The organism is Candidatus Nitrosocosmicus oleophilus, assembly GCF_000802205.1.
GTDB lineage: Archaea > Thermoproteota > Nitrososphaeria > Nitrososphaerales > Nitrososphaeraceae > Nitrosocosmicus > Nitrosocosmicus oleophilus.
In genome coordinates this window covers 2,120,435-2,141,907 of record NZ_CP012850.1, presented here as the reverse complement: position 1 = coordinate 2,141,907, position 21,473 = coordinate 2,120,435, and the positions used below count along the sequence as shown (strand labels likewise).

Below are 21,473 nucleotides of genomic sequence, written 5' to 3'. Positions count from 1 at the left end.
CTTTTCTTTTTATGAATTAATCTTTATTTTGAATTTCTCTTTTATTACTGGGATTAGCAAGGACAAATCCTTCTTATCAATAACTATATCTGCTTTGTCACGAACTACGTCCACTGCACAAAACCCTACCGTGAAAGAAGATAAATCAAACAACTTCAAATCGTTCGCGCCATCTACGACCACTACGATCTCATCACTCGAAAAACCATTTTCTTCTATATAAGATCTTACTGATGCAGATTTATCAGAGGTAACCTTTATGGTAACGTCCAATAGCTTGTTATCTTCAAAGATAAGGTCATTAGAAAATATTTTATCAATATTTAGTTCTGAATATAGTCTATCAGTGATGATGTTAAATCCTCCTGAAACGGCCACCAACTTCCAACCAAGACCTTTTAAGAAGGAACATAATTCTCTTGCACCGGGCATAATCTCCAAATTTTGCGCTATAGTGGAGGCTTGATCATATCCTATACCTCTTAAGGCATGAACTCTTTCTTTTAATCCCTCCTCCCAATTAATTTCCCCACGGATACCCTTGTTAGTTATGTCCCAAACTTCCTTTTCCTTCTCCGGACCAAGCAAATTTGCCAAGACTGGGAGATATTCTGCGTTAAGCAGTACGCCTTCTACGTCAAATATAACAAGCATTGCACAAATCATTCTCCTTGTCCATACATAATATTAAGATATTGAAGGTAATAGTCTATTTAATTCGATCCTTCGCATTATGACTTTAAGTAAAATATTGCTTTAGGAAGTTAGTCGATTAAAATAAGTGTAATATTCACTACGATAGTGTTGTATGATCACTCAAGTTTGGGATTATTAAGAGATGTCCATGCCTGTATGAGACTGAAATCAATAAATAGTCCCTAGTATATTTCGCAAAAACATTTAATTAAGTTATAATGCCTTTATTTATCTATGTCTTCTAATCCTGACGATAACATGAAGTCTAGTATGAAAACTATTGACGTAAGGGGCCTATATTGTCCTGAACCCGTTTTTAGAACAAAGATTGAAATTGAACGTATGACCAAAGGTGATTTATTAAAAGTTGTTTCTGATGATCCAGATTCAGAGGAAGACATTTCTAGATGGGTTAACAGGAACGGTCATGAATTGTTATCGTTAAATAAGTCAAATAAGGATTTAGAATTTACAATTAAAAAGGCAAAGTAGGATGACGACTTCGACCACTTATTCAGATCCTAACAATGTAACTGAAAGAATCGGAAATACACCCTTAGTACAATTGAAAAGCTTTTCAACTGATAATGTGAAAATCTATGCTAAACTTGAATGGTATAATCCCTTTGGATCAGTAAAAGATAGGGCTGCCTATTGGATGATAAAAAATGCTGAAGAAAAAAAAATTCTGAGAAAAGATAAAAGCATAATCATTGAACCCACGTCAGGAAACACTGGCATCGCTTTAGCAGGAATCGCATCTTATTTGGGTTACAAAGTCGAGATCGTAATTCCTGAAAAAGTAAGTAAAGAAACTAAGGATATTCTGAGAAAATTGGGAGCTATTTTGCATGAGACTTCAGATGATTTATGCCCTCGAGTAGGTGCTGGTACGGATCAGAGCATCGCCCTTGCGTACGCTATTTCCAAACCTCGGCCAGACGTTTATTATATGCCAAATCAGTACGAAAACGATTCAAATTATCTTTCTCATTTTCAAAGCACTGGACCAGAAATTTGGGAACAAACCAATGGAAAAATAACTCATTTTTTCACTGGGGCTGGAACTGGAGGTACTATTACTGGAACTGGAAAATTCTTAAAAGAAAAGAACAATCAAATCCAAGTAGTTGCTATTCAAGCACAGAGAAATCATCTGCTTCAAGGATTAAGAAACTTTGAGGAATCCGCAAAGCCAGAGCTGTTCTTGAGGCGAGAAGAAGTGGTGGATGCTTGGTATACGGCAACAAACGAAAAATCATTTAAAATGGTAAAACAGATCGCGCTGAATGAAAATATGTTGGTGGGACCCTCTTCTGGCTCTGTTCTAGCCAGTATGATGGAAAGAGCTCAAGAGAATACAAACAAGGACCAGGTTTTTGTGGGGATATTCGCTGATGATGGACGCAAGTTCAAAAGTTTGTACAAGGAACAGTCGGTATTTACAGACAATGAATTTGAAAATTACTTGAAGGACAATAGCTTTTTGCCAAAACTAGCGTACCAGTAGTAACAACATGATAACATCAATCCAAATACAGCTACGATAGTCAAAAAAAATAAAATAGGATGATTTTCTTAATTGGTCCTTTTTTCAGACAGCCATTTTTCAATGTCTAAAGCAGCCATACAGCCAAATCCAGCAGCTGTTATCGCTTGTCTATATTTGAAGTCATGAACATCTCCGGCTGCAAAAACACCGTCGATATTTGTCCTAGTACCATTCTGAACTTTTACGTATCCCCTTTCGTCTAGGTCCACTTGCCCCTTAAAGATAGATGTATTTGGTTCATGACCTATTGCGACAAAAACACCACCTGCCTCTAAATTTTTTTCTTCAGTAGTATTTAGGTCCCTAACAACTACTGCGGAGACTTTCTTGTCCCCTTTGACGTTAACAATGGATGAATTCCAAATAAATTCTATTTTTGGATTTTCAAATGCACGTTCCTGTAAAATTTTACTTGCTCGTAGATTGTCACGTCTATGAACAACTTTTACTGTTTTACCAAATTTGGTTAAAAATGTTGCTTCTTCTAAAGCGGTATCCCCGCCTCCCACAACTACGATGTCTTGATTCTTAAAAAACGGTCCATCACAGGTCGCACAGTAAGACAATCCCTTTCCTGAGAACTCTTGTTCGCTTTCTATGCCCAACTTCCTGGGAGTAGCACCAGTGCTAATTAATACTGAATCAGAAGTGTAACTAGAGGAGCCAGTAAAAATTCTGAATGGCCTAGACTTAAAGTCCACCCTTGTGACTTCATCGATAAGCATAGCAGTTCCAAACCTTTCTGATTGTTGTTGCATAAACGTCATTAACTCAGGTCCATCTATCCCATGTGGAAATCCTGGATAATTTTCAACTTCGGTGGTGGTCATCAATTGTCCACCAGGTAAACTTCCTGAGATTACAATTGTCTTTAATTTTGCTCTGGATGTATATATAGACGCTGTGTATCCGGCTGGTCCAGAACCGATTATAACAACATCGAAGTGATTTTCGTCTGCGTTACTTGAGGTATGATTTTCTCTACCTTCATATTTTTCATTATCAGATCCGTCCACAGATATGGTCATAATTAATAGACCTAGAATTTCATTTATTAATGTATTAGGGCATATTTTATTACCATGTCGATCGTATCCCGGTTAATATGATAAATTAGCAATACAAATTTTATTATATTCTCCTATTATAATGATAAAAGGATAATTTTAATGAGAATAATAGTATGCGGACTGGGGGTTGTAGGCCAAAGTTTTCTAAGATTGCTTATTTCTAGTTCTAACCTATTATATAAGAATTACGGAATAAAACCAAGGGTAGTAGCCTGTATAGACAGTAGGGGAATTGCATATTCTCAAACCGGCTTAGATTTGGAGAGAGTTTTAATGGTTAAGCAAAAATATGGGAACATAAGCAAATATTCTGAATCAGTCTTTAATGCTGATAATTATATTGAAAATATTGACGCAGAAGTCTTGTTAGAACTTACCCCTACCAATTTAACTACAGCTGAACCGGGATTGTCTCATGTCATCTCAGGTTTAAGAACTAAAAAGAATGTTATTACTGTAAATAAGGGACCATTAGCCTTGTCTTTTTCCTCTTTGGTAGAACTATCCGAACATAATAACGTTATGTTAAGATTCAGCGGAACAGTAGGAGGAGGCACACCGGTATTGGATTTTGCAAAACATTGTCTAAAAGGAGACAGAATTACATCCTTTACAGGGATATTAAATGGGACGACAAATTATATTTTGACTAAAATGGGTGAAGGGTTGGATTTTAGTGCAGCACTTGATGATGCTAAGGAGAAAGGATATGCAGAGGCTAATCCTTCATTGGATATTGATGGAGATGACGCGGCTGCTAAATTAGTCATCATGGCTAACTGGATAATGGGACATAAAGTAACATTGAAAGATGTCGATAAAACTGGAATTACTAAGGTAGATCAAGAGCAAATAATTCAGGCAGCTAGTGAAAGAAAATCACTAAAATTAATTGCTAATTGTGACAAGGATAGTCTTTTCGTTAGACCAATTCCAATATCAAAAGATGATCCAATTTGTGTCAACGGGACGCTGAACGCTGTTACATTTAGATCGGAGCATTCTGGAGCACAAACGATAATAGGTAAAGGAGCTGGAGGGATGGAAACTGCTAGTTCAATTTTACGAGATCTCATAGAAATTAAAGAAAACTTTACCAACTATCAGCTAAATTAAAGTTTTGACCTCGCCACAGTATTCAGACTAATTATAATAAAGAATTATATGAACAGGCAAGCTTTTGTAACCAATAAATGTATAGCGGTGAGCTAGAGGTCCAAGCAAAAAGGAAAACAATGGCAATACTACAAGAAGAGTCAAATAAGATTCTAAATTTATCTCGAGAATTGGCAAGAATGACGACTGCTATTATCCATGAAAACAAGGATGGAATTAGAGAATCTTCTGAGAGGATGAGTACCATAGAAGATGATATAATGGTGCTGAGAAAACAAATTACTAGAGAAGTAATAGCCACTGGAAGTTTAATGACATATAGGGAAGACCTTTTAAGAACTGCATATTTTATTGATGAAATTTCAGGTTATATTAAAGGGGTCTCCTTTAGGTTGTCAAATATAGAACCAAAAGTGATTAAACTAAATTTTGAAATTGAGTTGAAAGGGATGATCGACATGATAATAGACGTTATGTTCAGAATTAACGAGATGTCAAGGACTCTTACAATTAAACCTGAAAATACAATTGAATTGGCAATTGAGGTCCAAATGATAGAGATGGACGTAGATAAAAAGTACAGGGAATTGACAATCAAGGCATTAGATAAGATAACTTCTCAAAAAGACTTGATTTTGTTCAAGGATGCTATAGAGGGTATCGAGGGGATAGTCGACAAATGTCAACAGGCTTCTAACTCATTTACAATACTAGCTTTAAGCATTTGATAACCACCTTTACCGGTCAACTAGTAGAAAACAGAATATTCATTCATGATATTCTGGAATCACGGACATTGTTTGGTAGTGGATATTTTGGTAAGCCATTAGGCATATCTAAACCTAAAAATGCCGAATTTGATGCGCCAATAGTACTCGACCTAATTGAGGGATATTATCTTTGTAATAGAAATCGCCTCAAAATATTCAAAGATTCGGCTACAGATGTTGAACCGAAAGAAATCCTAAGAATTTGTACAAAACAGTATGTAAACTTTGAAGTAAAATATGTGGTATTTGAAAACTTGAGAGATAAGGGCTATATTGTAACCCCTGGGATAAAATTTGGTTGCGACTTTGCTGTTTATATTCATGGACCTGGCATAGATCATGCGCCGTTCCTTGTGAAGGTATTGAAACAAAATGACCATATTACAAGCATGGACATAGTGCTTGCAGGAAGACTTGCCACCACTGTTAAGAAACAATTCATTTTGGCAATTGTTGATCTCCTGGACAATTCTATCAAATTCGTAGGTTTTGACTGGTGGAGAGCTTGATCTATTGCATGAATCTTGGTCAAAAAGATATCGATTCAGAATCTAGTTAGATCTTCGGTAAATCAAATTTTATAAAATTCTCGCCAGAAATTGTCAATCGGGTTGATAATTTTTCAATACCAGGTTCAAGCCATCCTTTGTACCTTATAGAATTTTTAACAATGTCAATTATACTAGGTTTCTTTTCATTAATTTCTTCATAGCACGAGAGTATCTCTCCGTATTTAATCTCCGTTAGTTTATTATATTTGGTTAAATAAAAGACGAACAAAGTAGTTTTTTCGTAGTGATTTGCAGGTTTTTTCTCTGCATAAAAATCTCGGAGGCCAATTTTTTCATTATTTTCTTTCAAATCCACGGGCAGTGGAGGTATATTAATAGAGATTTTTGGAATAGAATGTTTTGTAGGTTTGCCTGAAAGAGGTAATTCCCTTTGAACATCACTAATCACGGAATTTTGAAAATCTTTACGTTTCGATGAAAGTGTTCCAGATTCTTGAGAAGAAAAATTTTCCAATGGGATTGGAACATTGTTTACTTGTGTGTTAGATGGTGCAGATGTGTAATTCAGAACATTATCCTTATTATTTATGATGACCTCCTTAATAGCAACCTTGAAAATTTCTTCAAACTTTTCTAAATGTTTATCTACAAAAGTTTCATTTCCTTCCAGTTCAAAAACACCCTCTTTTAGATTAATCCTGAACTTCGTATCGGAGGCCAATAAAAATTTTCTAATTCATAATTATATAACTATTTGCATTTGAATGAATTAAAGATAGTCAAAATCATCCTTCTCGTGCCAATAGTTAAACCTTTGATGTAACCAGGGGAAAAAGTTGGTTTCTCTATTCTCAAATTCCTTTTTCATTATTTTTACGATTTTTTTGGATACTTCCCCAGGGTTTCCATAAATTTGTTTTTTCTTCTTAAAATTAAATCCATAATCCACCCCTTTATCATATATAGTAGATACCATTTTAGGTAACCACATTCGGTTTATTGGAGGGACCAAGAGATTCCCCTTAGCATCGAAGACTGTTTCCGGCCTATCGGTATTAAATCTAACTGTAAAGGAGCTAACCTTTGGGAAGTATAATAATTCTTCTTGCAGTGAACCTGAGTCAGTAATCTCTGCCCAGCATTTCCCACTGTCTAGAAATTCGACCACATGACCATACTCTTTCCACAAATCAGTCATCATAAACTTATCAGGGTATGCCATTTCTAGATCTTTAAGCTTGTTGTAAAGATCAAACCTATTTAATGCGGATATGGTAGCATTTAAAAGGACTAAAACTACTCTAAATTCCGAATCCTTTATTAAATCAGTCAACCCCCCTATAATAGCATTAAATCTGTGGTTGGTTAGATTTTCTCTACGATGAATATCCATTCTGATCCAATTTCCGGATTCTAATTTAGGATATAATTCAAAAATGCTTTTTTCAGGTTTTTTCATTCTTTTGATACCAATAGCATCTACTACAGAATTCCCAACTATGTGGATATCTTCGTCGGGATACCCTTCTCTAAGTAAGTGCTCCTTATTTAGTTTGGTGGGAACAAAGAAAAACTTTGTTCCTGCAGAACATACCCAAGTATCAATTTGTTCTGGGAATGGTTCCTCCCTAGTTAGGAACCATGATGAGGACAATTGATTAGTAATAAATTTTTCTATATCAGAACGGTTAGGATATACATTCATCTTTATATCTTTGATAATAGTCGGACTCATTGACCTAAGTCCAGCCTCATTTTGTCCGACTTTTTGTCCCAACCCGAAAACCCAAGACAATGTTGCGATTCCTGCTACCAAAGTATCTCCGTGAACAATCGGTAAAATTCGGTTGCTTGAATATTTTTTTTTCAAAAATCTACCAAAGTATCCAAATTTCATGATTAAATCGCTAGATTTTTCCATCAGATCCCCACGAATCTGCAAATCGCAAACTATTGAATTTTCCAAGTCAAATTCCTTTATCCCATAACCTAGTAATTCATCGTAATGCTGTCCTGTGGAAATTATAAATGAAGGCAAACCTTCTTTAATTGATTCAATTAGGAGCGGAGCCTGCTTATAGAAATCGGGCTTAGTACCTATTACGATAGCTAAAGCTTTATTAAAATCATTATCTTTTGAAAAAATCGTTTCTAAATTACCACAGTTGATCTTAATTGGGAGAAACTCCTTGTCTACCTTCAGAGAATCAAACTTTCTGCTAATATTTTTCTGGTTTGACTCAATAACTTTACTAGAGGATTGTTTTCTATGTCCCATTACGAAAATATCGCCATTTTCTAATAGTTAGATCTCACTATTTTTGGTGGACATGTACATTCTCTTTCTATAGTTAATATACCCCATAGAGACCATTATTATGCCGAAAATTGAAAATACCCAAGGTGCATAGATAACCCATGATGGCAAATCAATTTCAGTTATCATAGGGATCAATGTTGTTATATAAATCATCCCGAATATCAAGCAAATTCCAGATACTAATACTAGTAATGAGGATAATCGTGATCCTTCAGATAACACATTTGTAAAAAATGAAAGTCCAATTGCCGGTGCTAGTGAGATGAAAATGAATTGAAGATAGGCAGTGGATGGTTCGACAGTGGTTGTTGGACCTGTCCCTTCTGGGCCAATCAGAAAATTGAAGAAGGCTATGGAGTTAAATATGAACAAAACAACGAGACCCAAAACTGCAATCGATAACCATTCGCCTGCTCTTAACATTTCTATAATTTCATTTTAAGAGATACAATATTTTAATATTGTCTCCGAAACTGTTAATGTACTCCAATCAAATTTGCCAATTCCTTTCTTGAAGCTTCTCCCAATATTTTGGCTGAATCCTCAGGATTCGGTGTATTAACGTATATTCCAAATCCTCTTTCCAATCCAGACCATGATGAAATTAAGGGATACACTTCTATGTGCCAGTGTAATTGTCGACTATTTTTTTTCTCAGGTGAAATATGAAAAGCCATGCTGAAATCAGTTTTGCCCAGTATTTTATCCATCCCTCGCAAAGATGAACAAATTACTAAGGCTAGGTCATTTATCTCCTTTTGACTTGCCTTTGAAAAAAAGGTAGAATGTTTTCGCGGACAAATCCAAAATTCGTAATTATAGGTTGGCGCCCAAGGAACTAAGGTTATGAAACCATTGGTAGAGAATAATTGTCTTGGGCCGTTAATTTCAGACTCTATCATATTACATGCAGGACAACTTCCACTTTCATTCATGGATTGGTGAAAAGTTTTAGCTTCTTTTTCAATAATCGGAGGGATTGACGAAAATGTTGTGATATGGAAATGAGGGTGTTTTATTTTACTGCCGCCATTTGTCCCACGGCTGGCATATATGGCAACATATGTCACACCTCGTTGGCTGTATAACCATCTCACCCTATCCTGGAGTACCAATAACAAATTGGTCCACTCATCTATAGACAATTCTGAAAGAGCAATATTGTGTTTTGGTGTTGGAACAACTATGAGGTCATATCCACATGCTGGTTCCCTATAAAATGGTCTGTCCGAATATTGTTGATTTGAGTGCGCAGTCACTATGGGATTTGTGCATTCAAAAACTCGGATTGACCAATTCTCATTCTCATCATCAGTTGTATCATATAATCTCTGTAATATCCCTTCCTTGACTACAAAAGATAATACAAGATTGTCGCAATCCCCAGTAGATCCAGGGCAATATGGGCATGTTTCAATGGTAGTGATAGGATCAGATTGCTTTTTATTGTAAACCATTTCAGGTTTTTTGTTTATGTGATCAATATTATTAGGTATTAAGACAAACTTATCTTGAACGTAATAATCCTTTCTTAATTCTGACAATTTTTCTACCTAAAAAGTTCACCAAGTTGCTTTAAATAAGTATTATGTATCCTTTTATTGCAAAAGGATGGATTCTTAATATAAAAAATCAGATAAACGGTCTTGATAATTAGACAAAATCACGTTTTTGAAGAATATGTTGAAAAATGTGGTTTCCTGTAATTTTTATTTTAGTCAGAGTTTTCTCATGAAGCACAATTGTCAAAAATTAAATTAAGTAAAAGCAAATAACATTTGTGCCTCAGTCAAGTAGCGACGATAAATGGGATTCGGTAAAAAAATATAAATTAACTAAAATGTTGAATGACCTGTCTAAAATATCTGGTCACGGTACTGAACTAGTTACTGTATATATTCCCCCAAAAAGGCCAATCTATGATGTTCTAGCGCAACTAAGAAATGAAGCTGGTACTGCGTCAAACATAAAATCAGATTTAACCAGAAACCATGTTCAGGATGCCCTCAACAAGACGATGGAGCAACTAAAATTATATAAGGAACCTCCTGAAAACGGACTAGTCATTTTTTGCGGTGCTATTCCCACTGGAAAAGGATTGGGAACCGAAAAAATAGAAATATTCACCGTTGTCCCTCCAAAACCAGTACAGATAAACCTGTATAGATGCGATGATCATTTTTGGATAGATCATATCAAAGAAATGCTAAAAGATGATCGTACTATTGCCATTATTTCCATAGACACTCAAGAGGCAGGATTAGGAATTTTGACAGGTGATAGATGGGAAACAATTGAGACCTTGACATCTGGAGTTTCAGGTAAACACAGACAGGGTGGACAATCTGCTAGAAGGTTTGAACGCCTCAGAGATAATGAGCTTAATGAATATTATCATCGTGTTGCTAATTATGCTCAAAAAATCTTTATTGATCAATATACAGTCAAGGGTCTCATAGTAGGGGGCCCAGGACCTACAAAAGAGACTTTTGTTAGAGAGGAATATCTTGACTATAGGCTCCAAAATAATATCGTTGCTACCCTTGATACCTCTTATTCTGGCGACGAAGGGGTAAGGGAAATCATAGACAAGGTAAATGATCAAGGAATAATGTCTGAATTCCGATCCATGGAGGAGAAGAAAATAGTGAAAAAATTCATGGGGGAAGTTTTTTCTGGGAAGGGCTTAGGAATATATGGCTTGACTGATGTTGTAAACCACCTAAAGGCTGGAATAACCGATTCTATAATCGCTACCGATAGCATTGATTTGATATACCTTGAAGTAATTTGCAATAAATGTGATTTCAGATATGAAAAAATAGTTGAAAGAGACCAGCTTGTTGAGACAAAACAAAATATAATTTCTAGCCCTTGTTCTAAATGTGGTGGACAGGACTACACAATTAATGAAAAGGATTTCATAGACTATTTGGAGGAATATGCTTCACTAGCTGGGACAAAACTTGACATAATTTCTTCAAAGACCGAAGAAGGGGCCCAGATTCAAAGCCTTGGAAAAATTGGAGCACTATTGAGATTCAAACCTACCGTATGATACGTGAGGTTAGCTTTTGCGGCGTTCTAGTTGCTTGACGGCAGTATCTAATACTTGGTAACCGTAAATTTTACCTAATGATCCCCTTTTTGAATTTGATTCTGTAAATCTAGTTGTAGAATCTTTCACAATACCTTGACCAGAAATGATTATAGGTATGGGATCGTCAGTATGGGCTTTTTTTATGCATGGTGTCGAGTGATCTCCCGAAATAATGAAATAGATTTCTGTCCCTGCGATTGTGCTAATTCCTTCTGAAATTTTTTTAAAAAAACGTTTATCAATTTCATCTATGTTTCTTTTCTTACCCTTGGCATTTCCATCATGTCCAAATTCATCAGGACCCTTAATATGGACATAGACTACATCATGGTTTCTAATAATCTTAAGCAATTCATTAGCCTTCAATTCATATTCATTTGGCGAACCAGCATTGTATGACCTCATTCCCAGAATTTGGGAAATTCCGATTTCCACAGGCATATCCACAAGAGAAGCGAAATTTAGACTATATTTATCATTAATACTCTGTAAGTGAGGATACCGATTCCCAGCATCTCTCAATAATATACAATTTATTGGCAACAAATTCTTTTCCTTCCTATCTAAATTTGTCGAACAATTATCTAGTAATTCTATTACTTGATCAGAAAACTGATTTATGATAGTGGCCGATAGTCGAGAATTTGCATCCTCTGCTTTTGATCTTGAAACATACAATTCCCCTCCGGAAGTATCCAATGCAATACCAATTCCATTTTTCTTATCATATGCAGGATCAGTATTTGTAACTTTCTCACCTAATGTCGTACCTACCTTCCTGAAACGTAATACAACTCGATGCCCGATAGTTGGTTCTATCGAGAACTCGACCCCATCTATCATTACATTATTTCTGATGAGATTGCAAATTTCAGCAGAGTCTGCCTCTGTCACAATTCGACCGGCGCGTCTGTCTAGAATTTTCTTATTAGTTGTGTCGATGGTTGCGAAATTGCCTCTTAATGCTAGATCTCCCTCTCTAAAATCAATCCCGCAACCTATGCATTCTACGACCCCCCTTCCGAAATACTCGATTTCTCTAAAGTTGTATCCTAACATATTAAAAACTGCAATATCAGACTGGGGAGCTATCCCATCTCCAACGCTCACGACTTGCCCCGAAACTCCCATTCTAGCAATCCTATCGAGATAAGGAGTATACGCCGCTTCCAACGGGGTCAAGTAATTTAAATCTGGGTGTGGAAGGTCGCCTATCCCATCAAGCAAGACATAAATAATTTTGGATTGATTCAATTTCTTAAATTTGATCCAATATAAATTTAATTTTAATGTATTCAAATTAGTGAAATAATACTAAATAAATAAGTTCAATTAGGATAGTCTAATAGTGCAATACCAAATCACCTCGGATACAAAGCATCAAATAATACTTACAAGCAATAAGAAAAAAATTTATTTAGATCCGAGGCAAATATTAGATGAAAATTATGTTTTCATTTCGCATGCACATATCGATCACATGCTAAATAAGACTGCCATCAAGAAATACAATTTAAGAAATAGGATTATATGTTCGCCTGAGACGGTTGCGATTGCGAGCCTCCGTGGTTACGTCTTTGAAAAAGAAATATGCTCTCAGCACGACTTGACATTAGTAGATACAGGACATATACTAGGCTCAAGAGGGCTTTTAGTTGCAAACGAGATTTTCTATACTGGCGATTTATCTATGAGGGACAGAGCATTTCTTAGAAAGACAACCATTCCAAAAGCCGATATCCTGATTATCGAAACAACCTTTGGAAAGCCAGAATATATTTTCCCTCCAATAGAACATGTTATCCATTCTGTAAATTCTTTAATTTCAGAAATGTACGGCAGAGGGATTCCAGTCATCTTAATGGGATATTCGTTGGGGAAGGCGCAGGTTCTCACCTCATTATTTGGCGCTTGGAAACCGCTTATAATTCATGATGAAATATTTAAGTTCAATCAAATGTACAAGCAATTTGGAGTTTCTTTAGAAGATTCTACACCATTGTCTGATGCAATAGAATTGGGTTTATTAGATAAAGGACCATGGATAATGATGTATCCTTTAACAAATGGCAAGCATCCCAAAATATCCCATTACAGGGAAAAGTATGGCGCAGTTACTATAGGCTTCAGCGGATGGGCAATAAATAGAAATTACAGAAACATGATGAACTTAGATTATGTGATCCCTTTTAGCGATCATTGTGATCATAGCGAGTTACTGGAAGTCGTAAGACAATGCAATCCCCGCAAGATATACACATTCCATGGATTTCAAGAAGAGTTTGCTAATCATCTAGTCAAATTGGGATATGATGCAGAATCTATAAAGAGGGAAAGTAGGACATTCAATAAAGAACCAAAACAACCTCCGAAAACCAAATCTCTAGATATTTATCTCTAAGAAAGAAAAAAAGTTATTTTTGGATGTCATTAAAATATGGAACAACCTTATTTCCAAAGGTCTCTATGTTTTGATAAAGCCCCTCACCCCAGAAGCGAATTATAAAATGATTTGTACCGGCTTTTATAAATCGTTCCAGCATTTCTATTACATCATCTGGGCTACCAACTCCTATGGCAGTTCTTGCCACATCATCAGGAATTTGTAAAGATGCTTTTTTCATTTGTTCCATCAATTCAGGTTTATTCATGGCATATTCAGTAAAATATCTCCTAAAATCAAACTCAGAATCTTGTTGTATGTTGTGAACCTTCAATAATTCAGGTTTGTAGAGACTGACCTTAACCGCTTTTTTCATTTTTTCCCAAGCTGCTTCTCCGTCTGGGGCAAAATAAACATCCACATCATTTGCAAACTCAAAATTGGATATGTCCCTTCCTAATCTCTTTGCGTGATCCTTAATGACATTTGCATGATGTTCAAATAAGGCTGGAGTATATCCTATAGGTATCCATCCATCACCATAAGTTGCACACAATTCTAGTGTTTTTGGGGCTCCAGCTGCGATATATACCGGTGGTCGGGGTTTTCTGATAGGTTTCGCTTGTAAACAAGCTTCAACAAGGCTATAATATTTACCCTGATAATTTACATGATTGTCTGGATCGGATTCAAACAGCTTTTCAATTACTTCCAATTGCTCCTTAAATTTTGACACTGGCTTACTGAATTCAATCCCAAAGTCAACAACATTCTGAGCCTCTCCGGCGCCAATTCCCAGTATTCCCCTACCCCTAGTTATCCTGTCAAGAGTCACCGTCGACAGAGCGATAGTTGAAGGGTGTCTCCTTATGGCGTCTGTTACGCATGTCCCTAACTCCACGTTGTTAGTCACCGACCCAATTGCTGCTAACATTAACCAGGCATCATTTACCACAGCGTTTTTCCATTGAGGCACATTTGTGTGATCCATTGCCCATACGGAGTCAAAATTAGTTCTATCTGCTATTTGTGCTGCGGTTATTACCTGCATTTCATCCAGTCCCAATCTAGCGACGTTTAAGCCAAATGTCAAACCAAATTTTATTTTCACTTAATTATTTACCCCCGATACCATAAATTCTCTGACAATTTCATAATTCTCCATTTCTATATTATCTCTGAAATGATACTTATTTTATAAAGTTTTATTATAATAATAGAGAAGCAAGACATGATTTACAAAATATATGAATTATTCGTTCAATAAACCATTTAGCAATAAATAATTAATATAAGAGATTTAAGTCTCATTAAATGTTAGAATGAAAAGGAGTGACAAAACAATACTTGTTACTGGTAGTGGAACAGGGATAGGTCAAGCTGTGGCAAGAAAATTTGCTAAGGCAGGTTACAATATCATAATTCTTGGTAGGAGGAAAGAACCACTAATCGATGCATCGAACATATTAAAACAAATAATCACGGACGAAAAATTTGAATCGTCCGTCACGTATTATTCAGGGGTGGATGTTTCCGATTTTGAAGCAATTAATACGATGTTTGAGAAAATTGCTGCCGACTTCGGTCGAATAGATATTATAGTAAATAATGCTGGAGTTTCTGGTCCAGTAAAGATTTTTACTAATTCGAGTTATCAAGAGTTTAAAGATTGCGTTTCAATACACCTTACTGGTACTTTTTGGACAAGCGTTAAGGCTCTAGAAGTACTCAATGATATCGGGAAGATAATTACAATTTCAACTTTTTTCACTGAGGAGAATAAGTATGAGCAGAGGCCATATAGGTTTAGAACACCTTATACAGCAGCACAGGGTGCAAAGAACAGACTATCCGAGTGTCTTTCATGGGAGCTTGTTGAGAAAGGTATCAAAGCTGTTGCAACAAATCCGGGACCTGTTCACTCTGATAGAATATACAAAACCGTATACCCTAAAGCAGCAGCTGAATTTTTGAGGGTAGGAGGTTTCCCAGGTTTAAGTAGCAAGCAAATCGAAGAGATTTCTGTTGCTTTATTACCATATCTAGGGGATGAACCCGGAACGATCGACATTGAATCAAAAAAAATCGCAACATCCTTGGCTGAAAAATACAAAGATCTAGATCTTGCCAAGACTCAACATTTAGCAAAGGAGCTTTTGGCCAAGATTCAAGAGATCGCTGAAAAGGTACAGAATAATACCAAGAAAATGATAGTTGATAATGAATTCTTATCTCAGGAGGATGTTGCTGAAATGGTATATAACTTATCGAGCGATGAAATGAGCAAGTTATTAAATGGTAAAGTTATTCCAAATGACCGGGTCTTCTACCCCGTAAAGCCAATTGTTGAAAGGACTTTACAGGTAGAGCTGGACAAAGCCCTAGAAAATAAAACAATATTGATTACCACGACAACTACTGAAGAAAAATTGTTGAACTTTATTAAAAAAATTGCAACGAAGATTAATAACTTAAATGTAAAGCAACTAATTGTCCTTACACACAATATTGAACAATCACCAGAGGTGAGCAAAATGTTTGAAGGATTTCACCATCATGCCCTTGATTTAGGTGATGAGAATACAGTCAAGAAAATTTTCAATACAATAAATTCTCGATACGGTAGAACAGATTCGGTCATACACTTTACCGGTAGTTATGACTATCACAACAACCTAACTTCGCTCGAGCGTAAACAATGGGACAACATGGTGGATAAATTCGTTAATATCCCACACCTGGTAACTAGCCAATCAGTATTATCAATGGCTACAAACCATGCGTTAGATGACCCTTCGTTGTTTAAGGGATCTAAAGGAAACATCGTAATCGTAGGCCCGGATTCACCGGTTGGTAAGAAAATAAGCGGTAATGTCCGTGCAAGGTCAGAAGTATTTAGGGGAGCGTTAAGACCATATGTCACAACTGCAAACCAAGAACTCCATGATGTATTAAATTCGGATATAAACCTGACCCTGGTTTTGCCAGGTAACATAAATGGTGATTTACCTGACTATGACAAACTGGAACAATCATTGATGGGTTTAAGCTCTCAAGACGCTCAGAAAAATAACTTGATTCATTATATAGACGAATAAATTCTTTTTTTAAACTAATGATGATGCTCAGTATGATGGAGGTTATTCTTCTTTTCATACATCGCAGTCCAAAACCCAACCCCGATGGTCGCGATGCCAATGGCCATTATAAGAAAATCTACTACGAATATAGTTGCCCAAATTGAATTTAAAAGTCCGGCTATAAAGAAGAGAAATCCCAATAAGAATATAGACACACCTGCTATAATTTCAGAATTTAGCATTTGCATAATTCTAAAAATTGCATTCTATTATAAAAACTATTAGATTATATTTAATGGTAATTACTTTTAATTATTGAGAATGGCAGGGTTATTTTCCGGAGGTAAAGATAGCACCTATGCGATTTTTAAGACCACTTTACAAAAACATGATTTATGTTGCATCATGATGATGCATCCAAGTAGCGATGATAGCCTATTATTTCATTATCCAACCACTAATTTGTTAGATAAAATTTCAAATGCAATAGGTGTACCTGTAATAGAACACTCTTCCAATGTCTCTGAGAAAAACCATGAAGTTAATGAATTAACCCATTTAATTAAAAAGGCTGTTGACGAATTTTCAATTGACGGATTAATAAATGGATGCATTTCTAGCAGATTTCAACTAGACATTTTTCAGGATATTTGCGACAAACTGAAAATAAAGTTAGTTTCACCTCTTTGGAACATTAATAGTGATTATTACTACGAACAGCTGCTTGGTCAGGGATTCGAAATCATGATTACTCGAGTAGCAGCACTTGGACTGGATAGTAGTTGGCTTGGGAAGACAATTACAAAAGATAATTATGCTACTCTAAAGAAATTAAGTCTTAAATATCAATTTAATATTACATTTGAGGGCGGAGAAGCTGAAACTCTTGTAATAGATTGTCCTCTATATAAGAAAAGGATCAGCATCAAAGACCACACAACTACATGGGATGGAATCAGGGGAATGTTTGAAATATTAGATGTTGATTTAATAGAAAAGTAGACAACCATGCTTGATAGTTTAAAAGATAATTTGAGGTTGGCTTTAAAGAAGATTGTTGGGGCCTCGGACATCAATGAAGAATTAATCAACGAATTGTGCAAAGATCTCCAACGAGCGTTGTTGGCTGCTGATGTAAATGTTCGATTGGTGTTAGAAATAACAAAAAATCTTAAAGAAAGATCATTAAAGGAAACTCCTCCCAAGGGTCTGTCAAAAAAAGACCACATCATAACTATTCTATACGGGGAGCTATCGAAATTGCTGGGTTACAGCGGTGAAGCTATAAAGACCATTGATAGGAAAAAAACTGATGAAAATTTAATAAATTTCAATTCGGATAAAAAGAACACTATTTTAATGCTCGGGATACAGGGTAGTGGGAAAACTACCGTGATCGCCAAATTAGCGAGGTGGCTTTCAAAGCATGGTTATAGGATCGGAGTAATCGGAGCAGACACCTGGCGACCTGGTGCGCTGACCCAACTAAAAATGAACTGTAGTAAGATCAATGCTCAAGTCTATGGTGAGGAGGGCAACAAGGATGCCCTTGAAATAGTAAAAAATGGAATGGGATTTTTCAAAGATCAGCCGGTGGATATTATCATTATAGATACTGCCGGACGACACAAAGAAGAACAAGGGTTACTTGAAGAAATGCGAACGATGTATTCAATCGTTATACCAGATCAGGTATTCCTTGTTATCGATGGAACAATTGGACAGCAGGCATATAATCAGGCAAAGATCTTCCATGAGAATGCAAAAATAAGTGGCATTATTATTACAAAATTGGATGGTACTGCCAAGGGAGGTGGGGCAATAGCTGCCTCTTCTGCCACTGGTGCAAAAGTCCTTTTTATAGGAACTGGTGAAAGAATTGATGATTTGGAGCAATTTTCCCCTACAAGCTTTGTGGGTAGGTTATTAGGCATGGGAGACATAAAAGCCCTTCTTGAAATGGCACGTAACTTAGAAATTCAATCCGACGAGAATCAAGCAAAGAGACTAATGAGTGGGAAGATGACAATAGAAGATTTCTATGCTCAAATGGAAAACATGGGCAAAATGGGATTCCGAAATGTAATTGAGAATTTACCAGGGCTTTCGAATTTCGTAAAAGATGACCATCTTGATGTTTTGCAACAAAAAATGGAGAAATGGAGATTCATAATTCAATCCTTCACTAATGACGAAAAGAAGAATCCAGACATTATTAACGAGGCTAGGCGAAAAAGAATTGCTAGAGGTTCTGGAGTGATGGAGCATGATGTCAAGGATCTTATCAAACAATATAACAATTCAAAGACCATGATGAAGCAAGCAAAGGGCCGTCAGATGCAAGGACTGCTAAGAAGATTTGGTCTTGGCTAGAAACCTTGGAGAACCTGAATATTCAATTTGGTAAATTCAAATCAATTACAGATACATCTCTGTAAATTTTGCTATGATAGAAATTTTTCTAAGAAAAAGATATCATTGGTGAAATATTCAGTTTCGGTCTCGATCGTAAAGACTCGTATTCAAGTTTGTTATATTTGTAGAAACTTTTTTCTTGGAACATTACCTTTGATAGTTAGAGGAATATTAAATTCAGAAATGTTTGGATCAGAAAAATGTATTCCCACTGTCGATATAGGAACAAAGATTCCCTTCTTATTTTATGAGAACGAAGATTATTTACGATCTATGTTCCAAATTAAGGGTACTATTGGAATAAAAACCCAAATTAATTTATTGATTAGAGAAAAACTACGAAAAAATAAGAAATGTTTTATTGATCACATTAATCCAGAATTGAAATTTGACGTTGTTATTAACAATGAATTAGACTTTAGCGTAAATTGCAAGGCCAAAGAATTTTATCTTCTAGGAAGATATGTAAAGTTTGCCCGAAATATACCTCAAAGGGATAAAAGTTGGATGAAAAATGATTCTCAAACTTTTTTTGAACTGATAGATAAGAATGAGAAATCGATAGAACATTCAATTAGAAAATCTGTTATGTCAGAATATCATCCAGAGGAAATGAAAATAACTTGGACTGGAAGCGAAGATAAACATAGCTTGGTTCTCGGTAGTGGCAGGCCATTTTTTGTAAAAGTGATTAATCCTAAAGTAAAAGGAACAGATGGAAAAAAGGTTTCGGATGATGGTGTTGATTTGCAGTTTAGGAAGATTAAACAAGATCAGATTGATTACTATGGAAAATACAGAGTAATGGTAACAGTACTCGTTGGATTAGATGAGAAAGTTAACAATATTGATCATTTTCAATATCTCATTAAGTCATTAGTCGGTGAAGTAACTTTTAAGGTCAAGAACCGGAAAACTAAAAGAAATATCTACTTTGCGAAATTAGTAAACACAAGAGATGACAAGTTAGAAATTTCATTAGACATGGATAATGGGATTCCTATAAAACAGTTGATTGGTGGTAACGAACCTATTAAACCTTGTCTTTCCAACATACTCAACACAAAGTGCGAATGTATATATTTTGATATTAATGATGTAATCTTAAATAAATGATCAATGAAATAAGATGAATGATATTGACCCATTAGCATTAGTCAAACAATATTTACTAGACAAGAAGATAGATGAAAGAACCTACGAGCTAATTATAGATAAGATGAGAGTAGTTGAAGAGGGAATTAAGAGGATTGAGAGGAAAACATCAATAGATTACCCTAATTATTTTATAGAACCTAATCTATTGGTAGCAACATCAGATATCGAGTATCAACAATACTCTATATTATACGCAAGAACAATTCCATTTTGTACTACTGAAAATAGAATAAAAATAGTCATCCAACTTTCTGCTCCATTGGTAATGTATGGCTTGAAAGGAACTCTTCATGCTGTGCTTGCGCATGAATTTTTACACTATTTGAATATATTGAAAAACATAATAAATCTAGAGGTAACATCAGATAATATTTCGGATACACTTTATGAAAATTCGTTTTCTGATAATGAAAGAACTCTTGATCTTACTAAAGTGTTCAGAAGGGATATTTATCTTCAGAATGTGGTTAATAAGAAGTTTGTAAATGGGTTCAATGATTCAAATTTGGACAAAAAAGCCGAATCTTTTTGGATTAAGAAAAAACTACCTATACAGAAAATCATGATTGGAGATAATTTCATAAAACTTCCATTTTCTGCTTTGGCCAACACTGTAGTGGATGATTCCTTAAAAAATGAAATCTCGAAATTTGTATGATTAACGCATTATTGCTTCGATTTCTTAGTTTGTTCTTTTTGAAATTCAGTATAGCTACATTTTCCACATGTTAGTCTATCTTTATGAGCAGCCATGAAAACCCCTCTTCCACACCTGGGGCACTCTCTTCTCATTCTCTCAACTTTGCTGTCAGTAACTTGATAAAATTTTGACACACCTTCTCCTCCTTTTTTCTCTTTACTCATTGTAATCTTCTCTCTCTATTGAGTTAACAAATTACTTCTTTTTAGATTTTGCTGCTGCTGCTGCTGCCTGTTTAGCTTTTAATTTAACTGACTTCTCCTCATCTATTATTTTTTTTCTTTCATCTTTTGTCATTGTTCTGAGGATTCGATAACGAGGTAACTGTTTTTTTGCTTCTTCTATATCCTCATAATAATACATCAAAGCTAACACATCAGGGTTACCAAATTCACTTTTTAATGAAATTGGCAATAGATTCTTCTTATTCACACCGATCTTTCCTGCTATTAAATTTGCGGCTTCATCCCTCGGAATTGATCCGGTGGCATTTCTTATTAGTGACTTAATCTCACGTCTTTTTAATAATATATTATTATTATCTTCTAGCAAAACGACTTCTAAGCTCAAACTATTCTACTAACTGTCATGGTATATTCAA

Annotated in this window: 23 protein-coding genes; 12 read left to right on the top strand and 11 right to left on the bottom strand. The window is 35.5% G+C overall.

The window, feature by feature from the left end; genetic code table 11:
- Window positions 1–9: 9 nt before the first annotated feature.
- On the bottom strand, window positions 10–654 hold the full coding sequence (gene serB / locus NMY3_RS10445) for a phosphoserine phosphatase SerB (protein WP_231100014.1): 645 nt from the start codon (window positions 652–654) through the stop codon (window positions 10–12).
- A 276-nt stretch (window positions 655–930) separates the two neighbouring features.
- Between serB and NMY3_RS10440 the strand changes: the two genes are divergently transcribed.
- Both NMY3_RS10440 and NMY3_RS10435 read left to right on the top strand, forming a co-directional pair.
- Entirely contained in the window at window positions 931–1,188 is a 258-nt protein-coding gene (locus tag NMY3_RS10440; protein WP_196815800.1) for a sulfurtransferase TusA family protein, read from the top strand.
- A 1-nt stretch (window position 1,189) separates the two neighbouring features.
- On the top strand, window positions 1,190–2,206 hold the full coding sequence (locus NMY3_RS10435) for a PLP-dependent cysteine synthase family protein (protein ID WP_196815799.1): 1,017 nt from the start codon (window positions 1,190–1,192) through the stop codon (window positions 2,204–2,206).
- A gap of 68 nt (window positions 2,207–2,274) precedes the next feature.
- Here the strand turns inward: NMY3_RS10435 and trxB are convergent, their stop codons facing one another.
- Complete coding sequence (gene trxB, locus NMY3_RS10430) at window positions 2,275–3,270, bottom strand: thioredoxin-disulfide reductase (protein WP_425319404.1); 996 nt, start codon at window positions 3,268–3,270, stop codon at window positions 2,275–2,277.
- 147 nt (window positions 3,271–3,417) lie between these two features.
- Here trxB and NMY3_RS10425 point away from each other — a divergent pair, with 147 nt between their 5' ends.
- The 3 genes from NMY3_RS10425 to endA all read left to right on the top strand — a co-directional run bounded on the left by NMY3_RS10425 (window position 3,418) and on the right by endA (window position 5,713).
- The gene (locus NMY3_RS10425; RefSeq protein ID WP_196815797.1) at window positions 3,418–4,434 is read left to right on the top strand and encodes a homoserine dehydrogenase; all 1,017 of its coding nucleotides are present in this window, start codon (window positions 3,418–3,420) and stop codon (window positions 4,432–4,434) included.
- A 77-nt stretch (window positions 4,435–4,511) separates the two neighbouring features.
- The gene (locus NMY3_RS10420) at window positions 4,512–5,162 is read left to right on the top strand and encodes a DUF47 domain-containing protein (RefSeq protein WP_196815796.1); all 651 of its coding nucleotides are present in this window, start codon (window positions 4,512–4,514) and stop codon (window positions 5,160–5,162) included.
- A complete protein-coding gene (endA, locus tag NMY3_RS10415) occupies window positions 5,162–5,713 on the top strand; it encodes a tRNA-intron lyase (protein ID WP_196818543.1) in 552 nt (183 codons plus the stop codon). The genes NMY3_RS10420 and endA overlap by 1 nt, the downstream gene beginning before the upstream one ends.
- A gap of 46 nt (window positions 5,714–5,759) precedes the next feature.
- On the opposite strand, the gene NMY3_RS10410 is transcribed toward endA, so the two are convergent.
- The 4 genes from NMY3_RS10410 to NMY3_RS10395 are packed head-to-tail and all read right to left on the bottom strand — an operon-like array spanning window position 5,760 to window position 9,580.
- A complete protein-coding gene (locus NMY3_RS10410) occupies window positions 5,760–6,437 on the bottom strand; it encodes a hypothetical protein (RefSeq protein ID WP_196815795.1) in 678 nt (225 codons plus the stop codon).
- A 48-nt stretch (window positions 6,438–6,485) separates the two neighbouring features.
- Window positions 6,486–7,994, bottom strand: a complete 1,509-nt coding sequence (locus NMY3_RS10405) for a UDP-N-acetyl glucosamine 2-epimerase (RefSeq protein ID WP_196815794.1) — start codon at window positions 7,992–7,994, stop codon at window positions 6,486–6,488.
- Between the two features lie 27 nt (window positions 7,995–8,021).
- The gene (locus NMY3_RS10400) at window positions 8,022–8,459 is read right to left on the bottom strand and encodes a hypothetical protein (RefSeq protein WP_196815793.1); all 438 of its coding nucleotides are present in this window, start codon (window positions 8,457–8,459) and stop codon (window positions 8,022–8,024) included.
- 53 nt (window positions 8,460–8,512) lie between these two features.
- On the bottom strand, window positions 8,513–9,580 hold the full coding sequence (locus NMY3_RS10395) for a galactose-1-phosphate uridylyltransferase (protein ID WP_231100011.1): 1,068 nt from the start codon (window positions 9,578–9,580) through the stop codon (window positions 8,513–8,515).
- 236 nt (window positions 9,581–9,816) lie between these two features.
- Between NMY3_RS10395 and prf1 the strand changes: the two genes are divergently transcribed.
- The gene (prf1, locus tag NMY3_RS10390) at window positions 9,817–11,094 is read left to right on the top strand and encodes a peptide chain release factor aRF-1 (RefSeq protein WP_231100010.1); all 1,278 of its coding nucleotides are present in this window, start codon (window positions 9,817–9,819) and stop codon (window positions 11,092–11,094) included.
- Between the two features lie 9 nt (window positions 11,095–11,103).
- Here prf1 and NMY3_RS10385 read toward each other — a convergent pair whose 3' ends face one another.
- On the bottom strand, window positions 11,104–12,390 hold the full coding sequence (locus NMY3_RS10385; protein WP_231100009.1) for an alkaline phosphatase family protein: 1,287 nt from the start codon (window positions 12,388–12,390) through the stop codon (window positions 11,104–11,106).
- Window positions 12,391–12,484: 94 nt separating this feature from the next.
- Here NMY3_RS10385 and NMY3_RS10380 point away from each other — a divergent pair, with 94 nt between their 5' ends.
- Window positions 12,485–13,537 carry an MBL fold metallo-hydrolase RNA specificity domain-containing protein gene (locus NMY3_RS10380; protein ID WP_196815792.1) on the top strand — a complete coding sequence of 351 codons (1,053 nt, stop codon included), beginning with the start codon at window positions 12,485–12,487 and terminating at the stop codon, window positions 13,535–13,537.
- A 13-nt stretch (window positions 13,538–13,550) separates the two neighbouring features.
- On the opposite strand, the gene NMY3_RS10375 is transcribed toward NMY3_RS10380, so the two are convergent.
- On the bottom strand, window positions 13,551–14,630 hold the full coding sequence (locus tag NMY3_RS10375; RefSeq protein WP_196815791.1) for an LLM class flavin-dependent oxidoreductase: 1,080 nt from the start codon (window positions 14,628–14,630) through the stop codon (window positions 13,551–13,553).
- 211 nt (window positions 14,631–14,841) lie between these two features.
- Between NMY3_RS10375 and NMY3_RS10370 the strand changes: the two genes are divergently transcribed.
- Window positions 14,842–16,617 carry an SDR family NAD(P)-dependent oxidoreductase gene (locus NMY3_RS10370; protein WP_196815790.1) on the top strand — a complete coding sequence of 592 codons (1,776 nt, stop codon included), beginning with the start codon at window positions 14,842–14,844 and terminating at the stop codon, window positions 16,615–16,617.
- A gap of 14 nt (window positions 16,618–16,631) precedes the next feature.
- Here the strand turns inward: NMY3_RS10370 and NMY3_RS10365 are convergent, their stop codons facing one another.
- Window positions 16,632–16,847 (bottom strand): hypothetical protein, encoded by a 216-nt coding sequence (locus NMY3_RS10365; RefSeq protein ID WP_196815789.1) that lies wholly within the window; start codon window positions 16,845–16,847, stop codon window positions 16,632–16,634.
- A gap of 73 nt (window positions 16,848–16,920) precedes the next feature.
- Between NMY3_RS10365 and NMY3_RS10360 the strand changes: the two genes are divergently transcribed.
- The 4 genes from NMY3_RS10360 (at window position 16,921) to NMY3_RS10345 (ending at window position 20,830) form a co-directional block, all read left to right on the top strand.
- Window positions 16,921–17,601, top strand: a complete 681-nt coding sequence (locus tag NMY3_RS10360; protein ID WP_196815788.1) for a diphthine--ammonia ligase — start codon at window positions 16,921–16,923, stop codon at window positions 17,599–17,601.
- Between the two features lie 6 nt (window positions 17,602–17,607).
- Window positions 17,608–18,972 (top strand): signal recognition particle receptor subunit alpha, encoded by a 1,365-nt coding sequence (locus NMY3_RS10355; RefSeq protein WP_196815787.1) that lies wholly within the window; start codon window positions 17,608–17,610, stop codon window positions 18,970–18,972.
- Between the two features lie 225 nt (window positions 18,973–19,197).
- Window positions 19,198–20,130 carry a hypothetical protein gene (locus tag NMY3_RS10350; RefSeq protein WP_231100008.1) on the top strand — a complete coding sequence of 311 codons (933 nt, stop codon included), beginning with the start codon at window positions 19,198–19,200 and terminating at the stop codon, window positions 20,128–20,130.
- A gap of 13 nt (window positions 20,131–20,143) precedes the next feature.
- Window positions 20,144–20,830: a hypothetical protein gene (locus NMY3_RS10345; protein WP_196815785.1), complete on the top strand. Its 687-nt coding sequence runs from the start codon at window positions 20,144–20,146 to the stop codon at window positions 20,828–20,830.
- 8 nt (window positions 20,831–20,838) lie between these two features.
- Here NMY3_RS10345 and NMY3_RS10340 read toward each other — a convergent pair whose 3' ends face one another.
- On the bottom strand, window positions 20,839–21,036 hold the full coding sequence (locus NMY3_RS10340) for a 30S ribosomal protein S27ae (RefSeq protein ID WP_196815784.1): 198 nt from the start codon (window positions 21,034–21,036) through the stop codon (window positions 20,839–20,841).
- A 31-nt stretch (window positions 21,037–21,067) separates the two neighbouring features.
- Window positions 21,068–21,442, bottom strand: a complete 375-nt coding sequence (locus NMY3_RS10335) for a hypothetical protein (RefSeq protein WP_196815783.1) — start codon at window positions 21,440–21,442, stop codon at window positions 21,068–21,070.
- Window positions 21,443–21,473: the final 31 nt, after the last annotated feature.

What these genes read in the sequence shown, in the direction of transcription:
- serB (WP_231100014.1), bottom strand. Translation starts at nt 654, where the DNA reads ATGCTTGTTATATTTGACGTAGAAGGCGTACTGCTTAACGCAGAATAT.
- NMY3_RS10440 (WP_196815800.1), top strand. Translation starts at nt 931, where the DNA reads ATGTCTTCTAATCCTGACGATAACATGAAGTCTAGTATGAAAACTATT.
- NMY3_RS10435 (WP_196815799.1), top strand. Translation starts at nt 1,190, where the DNA reads ATGACGACTTCGACCACTTATTCAGATCCTAACAATGTAACTGAAAGA.
- NMY3_RS10425 (WP_196815797.1), top strand. Translation starts at nt 3,418, where the DNA reads ATGAGAATAATAGTATGCGGACTGGGGGTTGTAGGCCAAAGTTTTCTA.
- NMY3_RS10420 (WP_196815796.1), top strand. Translation starts at nt 4,512, where the DNA reads ATGTATAGCGGTGAGCTAGAGGTCCAAGCAAAAAGGAAAACAATGGCA.
- NMY3_RS10405 (WP_196815794.1), bottom strand. Translation starts at nt 7,994, where the DNA reads ATGGGACATAGAAAACAATCCTCTAGTAAAGTTATTGAGTCAAACCAG.
- NMY3_RS10400 (WP_196815793.1), bottom strand. Translation starts at nt 8,459, where the DNA reads ATGTTAAGAGCAGGCGAATGGTTATCGATTGCAGTTTTGGGTCTCGTT.
- NMY3_RS10370 (WP_196815790.1), top strand. Translation starts at nt 14,842, where the DNA reads ATGAAAAGGAGTGACAAAACAATACTTGTTACTGGTAGTGGAACAGGG.
- NMY3_RS10365 (WP_196815789.1), bottom strand. Translation starts at nt 16,847, where the DNA reads ATGCAAATGCTAAATTCTGAAATTATAGCAGGTGTGTCTATATTCTTA.
- NMY3_RS10360 (WP_196815788.1), top strand. Translation starts at nt 16,921, where the DNA reads ATGGCAGGGTTATTTTCCGGAGGTAAAGATAGCACCTATGCGATTTTT.
- NMY3_RS10355 (WP_196815787.1), top strand. Translation starts at nt 17,608, where the DNA reads ATGCTTGATAGTTTAAAAGATAATTTGAGGTTGGCTTTAAAGAAGATT.
- NMY3_RS10350 (WP_231100008.1), top strand. Translation starts at nt 19,198, where the DNA reads ATGTTTGGATCAGAAAAATGTATTCCCACTGTCGATATAGGAACAAAG.
- NMY3_RS10345 (WP_196815785.1), top strand. Translation starts at nt 20,144, where the DNA reads ATGAATGATATTGACCCATTAGCATTAGTCAAACAATATTTACTAGAC.
- NMY3_RS10340 (WP_196815784.1), bottom strand. Translation starts at nt 21,036, where the DNA reads ATGAGTAAAGAGAAAAAAGGAGGAGAAGGTGTGTCAAAATTTTATCAA.